This window comes from Burkholderia sp. MS389 (assembly GCF_016899425.1).
In the GTDB taxonomy this organism is placed as follows: Bacteria; Pseudomonadota; Gammaproteobacteria; order Burkholderiales; family Burkholderiaceae; genus Burkholderia; species Burkholderia sola.
The window spans coordinates 506692-518654 of record NZ_CP045996.1; the positions used below are offsets into that span (position 1 = coordinate 506692).

Annotated in this window: 8 protein-coding genes and 2 riboswitches; of the genes, 7 read left to right on the top strand and 1 reads right to left on the bottom strand. The window is 68.4% G+C overall.

The window, feature by feature from the left end; translation table 11 throughout:
- Positions 1 to 12: 12 nt before the first annotated feature.
- Positions 13 to 1035 carry an ABC transporter substrate-binding protein gene (locus GJG85_RS31920; RefSeq protein WP_204384784.1) on the bottom strand — a complete coding sequence of 341 codons (1023 nt, stop codon included), beginning with the start codon at positions 1033 to 1035 and terminating at the stop codon, positions 13 to 15.
- 140 nt (positions 1036 to 1175) lie between these two features.
- Positions 1176 to 1297: riboswitch (guanidine-I (ykkC/yxkD leader) on the bottom strand.
- Between the two features lie 432 nt (positions 1298 to 1729).
- Positions 1730 to 1861, top strand: a riboswitch (guanidine-I (ykkC/yxkD leader).
- A 57-nt stretch (positions 1862 to 1918) separates the two neighbouring features.
- On the opposite strand from GJG85_RS31920, the gene GJG85_RS31925 reads away from it, so the two are divergent.
- From GJG85_RS31925 to GJG85_RS31955, 7 genes are all read left to right on the top strand, one after another.
- A complete protein-coding gene (locus GJG85_RS31925; protein WP_124679169.1) occupies positions 1919 to 2674 on the top strand; it encodes an urea amidolyase associated protein UAAP1 in 756 nt (251 codons plus the stop codon).
- A gap of 11 nt (positions 2675 to 2685) precedes the next feature.
- On the top strand, positions 2686 to 3342 hold the full coding sequence (locus GJG85_RS31930; RefSeq protein ID WP_050015406.1) for an urea amidolyase associated protein UAAP2: 657 nt from the start codon (positions 2686 to 2688) through the stop codon (positions 3340 to 3342).
- 127 nt (positions 3343 to 3469) lie between these two features.
- Entirely contained in the window at positions 3470 to 7084 is a 3615-nt protein-coding gene (gene uca, locus GJG85_RS31935) for an urea carboxylase (protein WP_204384785.1), read from the top strand.
- The gene (gene atzF / locus GJG85_RS31940) at positions 7081 to 8952 is read left to right on the top strand and encodes an allophanate hydrolase (RefSeq protein WP_089490060.1); all 1872 of its coding nucleotides are present in this window, start codon (positions 7081 to 7083) and stop codon (positions 8950 to 8952) included. The genes uca and atzF overlap by 4 nt, the downstream gene beginning before the upstream one ends.
- Positions 8953 to 9016: 64 nt before the next feature.
- Positions 9017 to 9991: an ABC transporter permease gene (locus GJG85_RS31945; RefSeq protein ID WP_050015417.1), complete on the top strand. Its 975-nt coding sequence runs from the start codon at positions 9017 to 9019 to the stop codon at positions 9989 to 9991.
- Between the two features lie 45 nt (positions 9992 to 10036).
- Complete coding sequence (locus GJG85_RS31950) at positions 10037 to 10948, top strand: ABC transporter ATP-binding protein (protein WP_050015400.1); 912 nt, start codon at positions 10037 to 10039, stop codon at positions 10946 to 10948.
- A gap of 207 nt (positions 10949 to 11155) precedes the next feature.
- Positions 11156 to 11893: a transporter substrate-binding domain-containing protein gene (locus tag GJG85_RS31955; protein WP_089490059.1), complete on the top strand. Its 738-nt coding sequence runs from the start codon at positions 11156 to 11158 to the stop codon at positions 11891 to 11893.
- Positions 11894 to 11963: the final 70 nt, after the last annotated feature.

The following is an 11963-nucleotide window of genomic DNA, read 5'->3' on the forward strand; positions in this document are numbered from 1 at the left end:
GGCATGCTGCCGTCAATGCACGTCAATAAACCGCGAATCGATATACGCATCGACGTCCTGCGACTGCTTGTACACGGCGTTACGCACGTTGAATGCATTCGCATTTCGCGTCGAGCCGTAGATCGAATCGAGCCCGTCTCCCTTGCGGAACGCACGCTTCGCGGCCGCTTCGTCGAGCAGGTGCGTGCCCTTCAGCAACGGAAGGTATTGCGCCGGTGCGAGCCCGACGCGCGCCGACATGATCTTGACCGCATCGGCTTGCGTCTTCGGATCGTTGATGTACGCGACGCAGCGATACCAGACCTTGACCACCTTCGCCCAATCGGCGCGGCGCGCGGCGAGGCTCGCCGGCGCGACCGTGATCGCATCGTAGATCAGCCCCGGCGCATCCGCCGACGTGAAGATCGCGCGTGCGCCCGGCGCGCGCTTCAACGCCTCGCCGGCATTCGGTTGCCACGCCGCTACCGCCGCGATGTCGGCCGACGAACCGAGCACCTGCGGCAGCTCGTTGGTTTTCGCATTCACGAGCGTGACGTCGCTGTCCTTGAGCCCATGCTTCTGCAGTGCGGTTTCGAGCAGCAGGTGGTCGACGAGGCCGAGCTCGACGCCGACCTTCTTGCCTTTCAGCGCCTCGACGGTGCGCAGCGGCGGCTTCGCGACGATCATGTCGTTGCCGGCCGAATAGTCGGTCAGCAGGATCATCACGTTCTTCGCGCCGGATGCGCCCGTCACGAGCGCATCGCCGTTGGTCGCCGCGACCGCGTCCAGCTTGCCTGCGGAAAACGCGTCGAGCGACGCCGAATAATCGAACCACTCGAAATCGACGTCGATGCCGGCCTCCTTGAACCAGCCCTTGTCGAGCGCGACCTGGAACGCGACCCAGCCGGGCCAGTCGCTGTAGCCGATCTTCAGCGGTGCGGCAGCGTGAGCGGTAGGCGCCACCCATAGCGCGGCGGCCGCGGCGGCGGCGCCCAATGCATGACGGAGGAAACGGAAGGACGGCAGGCGGCGGAACGCCGGGGCGGGACGGGTCATCGTTGTTCTCCAGGAGACCGGGATCGGGATCGTCGATACGGACCGTGCGCGTACACACGTTCCGGCTACGTGACCGGTTCCTGCGGATGCGGAACGAACGAAGCGGCCACGGAGAGGCGCGACGGCCGTTGCCATCGCCGATCTCCCGGGCTTTTGTCCCGCCGTGTAGCACGCGTGCATCCGGTCTCGCGATCGGATGAACCCGCGCCGGGCTGCTCTCGGACCAGACGTTCGATGAACCGGAACCCTAGCACCCCTAAGATGCGACGCCGCCGCACCTCTCGGCGTCATGCCGAGCGAGAAGCGTGCCAACGGCGCGCGGCAATGCGATTCAACGGCGGCGCAGGGTGCGCTGAAGTTCGATGAAGCGGGCGGCGAACAGCACGTGCAGCGCGCGTCGGAGCAGGTCGAGCTTGTTCATGAAGGAGCGGGGATGAGGTGGCGGTGCGTGAGTTCAGCAATGCCCATGCCATCGCGGATCGTTCGGTGCGAGAGCACGCGACGCGCACTGCACCGGTGCGCGGTTGCGTGCGCATGGTGCGCCGCACGCCCGCCGCGAGGGCAAGCTCATGCGTGCGCCATTCGCTTGCCGCGCGCCATCGCGCCGCCGGGCCGCGTCGTACGGCCGACGGGCTGCGGCTGGCATGCAACTCGCTTATTCGATACCCGAGAGGTGCGAAGCAATTTGCATCATCTTCAGGATCGCTAGGGTTCCGGTCGTGCGGCGTGCGCCGCGCGATGCCTGGTCCGAGAGCAATCCGGTCTTGCCTTCGCCTCGATACGAGGAAACGGCGAGGCTCCACGGAGGGATAAAAGCCCGGGAGGTCGCGATGTCGTTCGGTCGCCCTCTCACGCCTTTTGTCCAACCGACCCCGGAGCCGCCATGTCGCCGAGCCCCCAAGCCGTCCTTGCCCCGCCGCCACACGTCGCGTGGGAAACGCTGATTCCCGCCGGAACCCACTGGTCCGGCATCCTGCGCCGCGGTCTCGCGCTGCGCATCGTCGATATCGACGGCGGCGCGAACCTGTCCGCCGTGTTTCATCGTCAGGAAGACCCGCTCGAACGCTACAACATGGCCGATACGCTGAAGGCGCAGCACACCGCGCATCTCACGCGCGGCCATGCGCTGTATACGGACATGGGGCGCGTGATCGCATCGATCACGGCCGACACGCTCGGCTGGCACGACCCGCTCGGCGGCGTCGGCGATGCGCGGCTGTTCGCGCACAAGTACGGCACGTCGTCGTATCAGATCGATCGCAACGCGATGATCCGCAACGGCCGCGACAGCCTCGTGCTCGAGCTCGCGAAATACGGCCTGTCGGCGCGCGACCTCGCCGCGAACGTCAACTTCTTCAGCAAGCTGGACACGCGCGACGACGGCGCGCTCGATTTCGTCGCCGGCCATTCGCCGGCCGGCAGCGCGTTCGACCTGCGCTTCGAGATGAATACGCTCGCGGCGTTCTCGACCGCGCCGCATCCGCTCGATCCGCGCCCGGACTACGCGCCGAAGGCCGTGAAGCTGATCGCGTACCGCGCGTATCCGGTTGATGGCGCGGCGCCCGAGGATGACCCTTGCCGGCGCGCATGCGCGGAGAACACGCGCGGCTTCGCCAACACCGACCGTCTGTTCGCATGAGGAGCGAGACCATGCCGATCATCGAAAGCCGACTCGACCCGCGCGACGCGATCCACGACACCACGCTGAACGCGGGGGACCCGTGGCTGCACGACCTGAAGCGCGGGCAGACCTTCCGCATTCTCGATCTCGAAGGCAACCAGGCCGTCGACACGCTGTTCTATAGCACGGACGATCCCGAGGAACGCTACAGCGCGCAGGACACGATCCGCGCGCAGCGCAACCTGTACCTGAGCGCGGGCAGCGTGCTCGTGTCGAGCCGTGGCAACCCGATGGCGACGATCGTCGCGGACACGTGCGGCCGTCACGATACGCTCGGCGGCGCGTGCGCGGCCGAGAGCAACACGGTGCGCTATGCGCTCGACAAGCGTTACATGCACAACTGCCGCGACAGCTTCCTCAACGCGATCGCGCACTGCACGTGCGGCGCCGGCGCGCGGCTGACCAAGCGCGACCTGGTCGGCAACGTCAACTTCTTCATGAACGTGCCGGTCACGCCGCTCGGCGGCCTCACGTTCGAGGACGGCATCTCCGCGCCTGGCAAGTACGTCGAGATGCGCGCGGAGATGGACGTCACGGTGCTGATCTCGAACTGTCCGCAACTCAATAACCCGTGCAACGGTTACAACCCGACGCCCGTGCGCCTCATGATCTGGGAGGCGCAATGAACTGCCCCCACGCTCACTTGCTTTGCATGGGGCCGGAGTACGCGCTGAAGCGCTACTCCGGGCCGACACGTTCGCTGCCCCCCAAGGGGGCGGTTGCCTCATTTGGGGCGGCCCGGCAGGAGGCAACATGAGATTCGCCAAAGTCCTCGTCGCGAACCGCGGCGAAATTGCGTGCCGCGTGATCCGCACGCTGAAGCGCCTCGGCATCGCATCGGTCGCGATCTATTCGGATGCCGATCGCGACGCGCGCCACGTGGCGCTTGCCGACGAAGCCGTGCGTGTCGGGCCTGCACCGGCGGCCGACAGCTATCTGAATGTCGCGGCGATCCTCGACGCCGCACGCGAGACCGGCGCGCAGGCCGTGCACCCCGGCTACGGCTTCCTGTCCGAGCACGCGGGCTTTGCCGATGCCTGCGAAGCGGCGGGCCTGCGCTTCATCGGGCCGCGCGGCGATCACATGCGCGCGTTCGGCCTCAAGCACACCGCGCGCGAACTCGCGGCGGCGCACGGCGTCGCGCTGCTGCCCGGCACCGGGCTGCTCGACGATGTGACGACGGCGCTCGCCGAAGCCGACGCGATCGGCTATCCGGTGATGCTGAAAAGCACCGCGGGCGGCGGCGGCATCGGCATGTCGCTGTGCCGCGATGCCGGGCAGCTCGGCGCGGCGTTCGAATCGGTCGTGCGGCTCGGCGCCGCGAACTTCGCGCATGCGGGCGTCTATCTCGAGAAGTTCGTCGAACACGCGCGGCACATCGAAGTGCAGATCTTCGGCGACGGCCGCGGCGGTGCGATCGCGCTCGGCGAACGCGATTGCTCGGTGCAGCGGCGCAACCAGAAGGTGATCGAGGAAACGCCCGCGCCCGACCTGACCGACGCCGAGCGCGACGCGCTGCACGGGAGCGCGGTGCGGCTCGCGCGCGCGGTGGGCTACGCATCGGCCGGCACGGTCGAATTCGTGTTCGACGCGAGCACGCGGCAGTTCTATTTCCTCGAGGTGAACACGCGGCTGCAGGTCGAACATTGCGTGACCGAGGCCGTGACGGGTGTCGATCTCGTGGAATGGATGATCCTGCAGGCCGAAGGCGACCTGCCGCCGCTCGACACGCTCGCCGTCGCGCCGTGCGGCGCGAGCATCCAGGTGCGGCTCTATGCGGAGGATCCGAACAAGCAGTTTCAGCCGAGCGCCGGGCTGCTCACGTACGTCGCGTTTCCCGACGACGTGCGGGTCGACGGCTGGATCGACGCAGGCACGGAGATCAGCGCGCATTACGATCCGCTGCTCGCGAAGCTGATCGTGCACGGCGACACGCGGCGCGACGCGCTGGCCGCGCTGCGCGCCGCGCTCGACCGGACCGAGTTGTACGGGATCGAGACCAACCTCGACTACCTGCGCGCCGTCGTCGGCTCCGACACGTTCGCGCGCGGCGCGCCGACGACCGCGTTCCTGTCGCGCTTCGCGTTCGCGCCGCACACGATCGACGTGCTGGACGGCGGCGTGCAGACCACCGTGCAGCAGGCGCCCGGGCGGGTCGGCTACTGGAGCGTCGGCGTGCCGCCGTCGGGGCCGATGGACGATCGCGCGTTCGACCTCGCGAACGCGCTGCTCGGCAACGCGCGCGACGCGGCCGGGCTGGAATTCACGATGGTCGGCGCGACGCTGCGCTTCAATACCGCGACGCTGTTCGTGCTCGGCGGCGCGCCGCTCGCGGCCACGCTCGACGGCGAAGCGGTGCCGTTCTGGCAGGTCGTGCGCGCACGACCGGGTGCGGTGCTCAAGCTCGGCGGCGTGACGGGCGCGGGCGTGCGCGCGTGTCTCGCCGTCAAGGGCGGGCTGCACGTGCCCGACTATCTCGGCAGCAAGGCGACCTTCACGCTCGGCCAGTTCGGCGGCCATGCGGGCCGAGCGCTGCGCAAGGGCGACGTGCTGCATCTGCACGCGGACGCCGGGCGCGGTGACGCCGGTGCGACGCTGGCCGCGGCCGATATTCCCGCGCTGACGCATGCGTGGACGCTCGGCGTGCTCGACGGTCCGCATGGCGCGCCGGATTTCTTCACGCCGGACGACATCGCGATGCTCTACGGCACGCAGTGGACCGTCCATTACAACTCCAGCCGCACCGGCGTGCGGCTGATCGGCCCGAAGCCGCAATGGGCGCGCGCGGACGGTGGCGAGGCGGGGCTGCATCCGTCGAATATTCACGACAACGCGTATGCGATCGGCGCCGTCGATTTCACCGGCGACATGCCGGTGATTCTCGGCCCGGACGGGCCGAGCCTCGGCGGCTTCGTGTGTCCGGTGACGGTCGTGCGCGACGAGCTGTGGAAACTCGGGCAGTTGCGGCCGGGCGATACCGTGCAGTTCGTGCGGGCGAACGTGTCGGTCGGGATATCGGCTGCGGCGATCGTGAATGCGACGGATGACGTTGCTGCTGTTGCTGCTGCATCCGCCTCATCCGACGATTGCGTGCTGCACCGCGCCCCGTCGGCCGGCGGCGGTATCGGCGTCGTCTACCGGCGCTCGGGCGACCGCAACGTACTGGTCGAATACGGGCCGCCCGTGCTCGACCTGAACCTGCGCTTTCGCGTGCACGCGCTGATGGGCTGGCTCGACGCGCACCGGCTGCCCGGCATGCTCGACCTGACGCCGGGTATCCGCTCGCTCCAGGTGCAGTTCGATTCACGGACGCTGCCGCTGGACGCGCTGCTCGCGCATCTGCAGGCCGCCGAGCGCGAACTGGCCGACGTGGCCGACCTGCGCGTGCCGAACCGCATCGTGCATCTGCCGCTGTCGTGGGACGACCCGTCAACGCGCGTCGCGATCGAGCGCTACATGCAGTCGGTGCGGTCCGATGCGCCGTGGTGCCCGAGCAATATCGAGTTCATCCGGCGCATCAACGGGCTGGCGAGCATCGACGACGTGAAGCGGATCGTGTTCGACGCGCGCTATTTGGTGATGGGCCTCGGCGACGTCTACCTCGGTGCGCCCGTCGCGACGCCACTCGATCCGCGGCACCGGCTCGTGACGACGAAGTACAACCCCGCGCGCACCTGGACGCCGGAGAACGCGGTCGGCATCGGCGGCGCGTATCTGTGCGTGTACGGAATGGAAGGGCCGGGCGGCTATCAGTTCGTCGGCCGTACCGTGCAGATGTGGAATCGCCACCGCACCACGCGTGAATTCGAGGCCGGCAAGCCGTGGCTGCTGCGCTTCTTCGACGAGATCCGCTTCTACGAAGTCAGCGAGGCCGAACTGGCTGCGCTGCGCGCGGATTTCATCGCGGGCCGCGCGACGCTGAAGATCGAGGAATCGGTGTTCGATCTGCGCGAATACAACCGCTTCCTGAGCGACGAGGCGGAGCCGATCGCCGCGTTCAAGGCGACGCAGCAGGCCGCGTTCGACGCGGAGCGCGAGCGGTGGCGCGCGGCGGGCCACGCGGAATACGTCGGCGACGGGGAACTGGGCGATGCGCAAGCGGACCGCGTAGCGGGCGCGCTCGACGACACGCAGCGCGCGATTGCCGCGGACGTGTCGGGCAGCGTGTGGAAGGTGCTGGTGGAAGCCGGCGAGCGCGTGACCGAAGGGCAGGTCGTCGCGATCGTCGAGTCGATGAAGATGGAGGTGGCGGTGACGGCAACGGAAGACGGCACGATCGAGACGATCGATTGCGCGCCCGGCGCGGCGGTGGTGGCCGGCCAGCGGCTGATGGTGATGAAGGCGGGCGCCGCCGAGGAGGTCGCATGAGCACGACGGAACGCCCGGTTCTGCCCGGGCTGCACTCGATTGCCGCGCTGCGCGCGCGCTACGCGGCGGGCGGCCTGACGCCGCATGCGCTCGTCGACGCGATCGCCGCGCACTTCGACGCGGGCGACCCGCACCATGCGTGGATCCGGCCGCTGACGCGCGACGAGATGATGCCGTATGCCGACGCGCTGGCCGGGCGCGACATCGCGTCGTTGCCGTTGTACGGCGTGCCGTTCGCGATCAAGGACAACATCGACCTCGCCGGCATACCGACGACAGCCGGTTGCCCGGCCTATGCGTACACGCCGGCACGCAGCGCGCCGGTGGTCGAGCGATTGATCGCGGCCGGCGCGATTCCCGTCGGCAAGACCAATCTCGACCAGTTCGCGACCGGGCTCTCCGGGCAGCGCTCGCCTTACGGCGCGTGCCGCAATGCGCTCGATCCGCGCTATGCGTCGGGCGGCTCGAGTTCCGGGTCGGCGGTGGCGGTCGCGCTCGGCGTCGCGACGTTCTCGCTCGGCACCGACACGGCCGGCTCCGGGCGCGTGCCGGCCGCCTTCCACGGGCTCGTCGGGCTCAAGCCGACACGGGGCGTGCTGAGCACGCTCGGCGTGGTGCCGGCCTGCCGGTCGCTCGATTGCGTATCGGTGTTCGCGCGTTCGGCGGACGACGCGCGCACCGTGTTCGCCGCCGCGCATGGCGTGACGGAAGGCGACCCGTACGGGCGCGCCTGGCAGCCGCTGTTGGGCGCGGACGGATTGCGCGCGGACCCGGCGCGGCCGCTCGCACAATTGCGGTTCGGCACGCCGCGCGCCGATCAGCTCGAATTCTTCGGCGACGCATCGTATCGCGCGGCGTGGGGCGCGGCGCTCGACCGGCTGCGCGCGAGCGGCGCGTGGATCGTCGAGATCGACTTCGCACCGTTCCTGGCCGCCGCGCGGCTGCTGTACGACGGCCCGTGGGTCGCCGAGCGGCTCGCCGCGATCGGCGCGTTCGCCGCGCGCGAGCCCGACGCGCTGCATCCGGTGATCCGCGAAATCGTTGGCGGCGCGGCGCGCTTCAGCGCCGCCGATGCGTTCGCCGCCTTCGACCGGCTCGCGGCGCTGCGCGTCGATGCGGCCCGCGCGTGGGACGGCCTCGACGCGATCGTGATGCCGACCTCGGCGACGACCGCGACCGTCGACGCGCTCGAAGCCGATCCGATCGCGATCAATTCGCGCTTCGGCTACTACACGAACTTCGTGAACCTGCTCGACCTGTCGGCGATCGCGGTGCCGGCGGGCACGTGCGCGACCGGGCCGCATGCGGGCTTGCCGTTCGGGATCACGTTCGTCGGCCGTGCGCACGACGACGCGCGGCTGCTCGATCTCGCGCACGCGTGGGGCGATGGCGCTGCCGCCGTCGACGACGTTCGGCCGCCTGCGGCCGCGATGTCGGCGCGTGCCGCAGCCGCGGGTGTCGTGCGGGTGGCCGTCGTCGGCGCGCATCTTCGCGGCGAACCGTTGAACGGGCAGCTCACGCAGCGTGGCGCGCGCTTCGTCGCCGCGACCACGACCGCGCCGGCCTATCGCCTCTATGCGCTGTCCGCCGATGCAAGCGGCGGTGTCGCCAAACCGGGCCTCGTGCGCGTGCCGGACGGCGGCGCGCCGATCGCGGTCGAGGTCTGGGAGATGCCGGTCGACGCGTACGGCAGTTTCGTCGCCGGCATCGCGGCGCCGCTCGGCATCGGCACGCTGACACTCGCCGACGGTGCGCGCGTGCAGGGCTTCCTGTGCGAAAGCGCAGCGCTCGACGATGCGCAGGACATCACGCGCTTCGGCGGCTGGCGCGCTTACCGCGCGCAGGCGGCGCGCGGCGCACCGCAATGAACGCACGGTCGCGCGATGCCGCGGCATCCGCGCGACCGGCACCCGAAACGAGACGGAGATTCCGATGACAACGACCCGCAACACGACCGGCTGGCTCGCGGTGCGCCGCGAGCTCACCACGCGCGGCAAATGGACGCTCGGGCTGGCGTCCTTCCTGCTGCCGTTCGCCGTCTGGTGCCTGATCAGCTATGTCCCGTTCGTCTGGCATCCGCAGATGCGCATCACGAACCCGGGCAGCGTCGATTATTTCCAGACCGGCATGCAGATCGACCGCGACGTGTTCGACGACGAGCTCGCGCATGCACGCGCGACGCACGCGGCGGTGCCCGAAGGCGTGCGCGCGAATCCGGTCTACCTGCCGGCGCCGCACCAGGTCTTGCGCGCGTTCTATACGGCGTTCACGACGCCGCCCGCGTCGCGCGACGGCGTGTGGCTGCACGAAAGCCTGTGGCACAGCATCCGCATCATCTTCTGGGGCTTCGTGATTTCGTCCGCGATCGGCGTGCCGCTCGGCATCGTCTGCGGCACCTTCAGCGCGCTCGCGCGGCTGCAGGAGCCGTTCCTGGAGTTCTTCCGCTATCTGCCGGCGCCCGCGTTCGGCGCGCTGATGGTCGCGATTCTCGGCATCTACGACGCACCGAAGATCGCGATCATCGTGATCGGCACGCTATTCCAGCAGGTGCTGATCGTCGCGAACACCACGCGCAAGCTCGAATACGGGCTGTTCGAGGCCGCGATGACGCTCGGCACGAAGAAGCTGAAGCTGCTCACGCACGTCGTGATTCCGGGCGTGCTGCCGGACCTGTATCGCGATCAGCGGATCCTGCTCGGCTGGGCATGGACTTACCTGATCGTCGCCGAGCTGGTCGGCACGAGTTCGGGCATCACGTGGTACATCAGCCAGCAGGCGCGCTACCAGCATTTCGACAACGTGTATGCGGCGATCCTGATGATCGGGATCATCGGCCTCGGCACCGACATCGTGCTCGGGTTGCTCGGCCGCCGGCTCTTTCCGTGGGACCGCACGCTGAAAGCGTGAGCGCCGCCCGCCCGTACCCATCGACCGATTTCCGCAGAGGGCATCATGCAGAATCCGCAAGCCGTTCCCGATTACCTGGTCCAATCCGACGCGGTGCGCGAGCGCTTCGCGCGGCTGAAGGCCCGCGACGTGATACTCGACGTACGACACGTCGGCAAGCGTTTCGCGACGCCGCAGGGCGACTGCGTCGCGCTCGACGACATCAGTTTCCGTACGCACCGGCGCGAGTTCGTGTGCGTGATTGGTCCGTCCGGCTGCGGCAAGTCGACGTTGATCCGTATCCTCGCCGGGCTCGACGCGCAGACGAGCGGCGAGGTGCTGCTGGACGGCAAACCGGTCGACGGGCCGGGCGCCGATCGCGGGATGGTGTTCCAGGGATACACGCTGTTTCCGTGGCTCACGGTGAAGAAGAACGTGATGTTCGGTCTGCGAATGAACGGCAGCAGCAGCGGCGTGGCCGAGCGCGAGGCGTTGCAGTGGCTCGATCTCGTCGGGCTGACGCGTTTCGCCGACGTGTATCCGCACCAGCTGTCGGGCGGCATGAAGCAGCGCGTGGCCATTGCGCGCGCGCTCGCGAACCGTCCGCGCATCCTGCTGATGGACGAACCGTTCGGCGCGCTGGACGCACAGACGCGTGCGAGGATGCAGACGCACCTGCTCGACATCTGGCGCAACATCGACGTGACGATCCTGTTCATCACGCACGACCTCGACGAGGCGATTTTTCTGGCTGACCGGATCCTGGTGCTGAAGGCGAATCCGGGCGGGGTGCAGGAGCTGATCGAGGTGCCGGTGCCGCGGCCGCGCGATTATTCGCAGGTCAATACGCCCGCGTTCATCGCGACGAAGGCGCGGCTCGAAGCGCTGATTCATCCGAAGGAAGCCGCGACGGCGGAAGACGACGGCATCAAGCCGCACATGATCCGGATGACGGATGTTGCGGATAACGTCGAATAGCGCGGAGCCAATTCATGCCGTCACGCGTCGATCCATGTCTCGTGCCGGATATCGGGGCTCAAATTGACGACTTCACTGACGCTTGCACCCAAATGATGACGTCGACTGGCTTACACCGGATTAATTTTGTCCACGCTTAGTGAACGTCGACTTCCCACGGTAAGCTGATGAATTCCTGATCGATTCTTCGGCTTGCGAGAGAAAGCGATGAAGGTGAGCATTGCGTACATCGAAGAACCGCCATTCGGCTGGACCGAAGCGGAGGGCACCGCTACCGGCGCCGATCTCGAACTCGCGGCGATGATCCTCCGGCAGATTGGCGTCACCCGGATCGAGTATTGCGCGACGACGTTCAGCGAATTGCTGCCCGGCGTCGCATCAGGTCACTGGGACATGAACGTGCCGCTTTTCGTGACGCCGCAGCGGGCCGATACCGTTGCGTTCAGCGCACCGGTGTGGGGCATCGAAGACGGTTTTCTGGTTCGGCCCGGCAACCCGAAGGCGCTCACGAGTTATGCGTCGATCGCCCAACGTCCCGATGCGCGCCTCGGCATCATTGCCGGGCAGGTCCAGCACGATTCCGCGATGGCGTCGGGCGTGAGCCGGCGGCAAATCGTCGTCTTCGAGCAGCAGGCCGACGCGATCGCGGCCGTGCTCTCCGGCGTGATCGACGCCTATGCGAGCACCGCGTTGGGGAATCGAATCGTGGCGGGCCGGATAGGCAGCGCGCTGATCGAGGCCGTCGCGCACGAGCCGGATGTCGACGGCAGACAGCGGACACCGCCGCTCGGCGCGTTTTCGTTCAGCCGGGAAAACCGCGGTCTTCTCGACGCGTTTGATCGGCAACTTCGTCGCTATCTCGGCTCGCCCGACCATCGCGCTCGCATGGCGAGGTTCGGGCTGACGGCGCGCGAGATCGATCCGGCCGTCTCGCAGGCAGGATAGGTCGGCGCCCGGCCGCGAGGGGGCATGCCCGCGCGTTGCCGTTCGGGCGTCGGACGTGCCCGGCATCAGG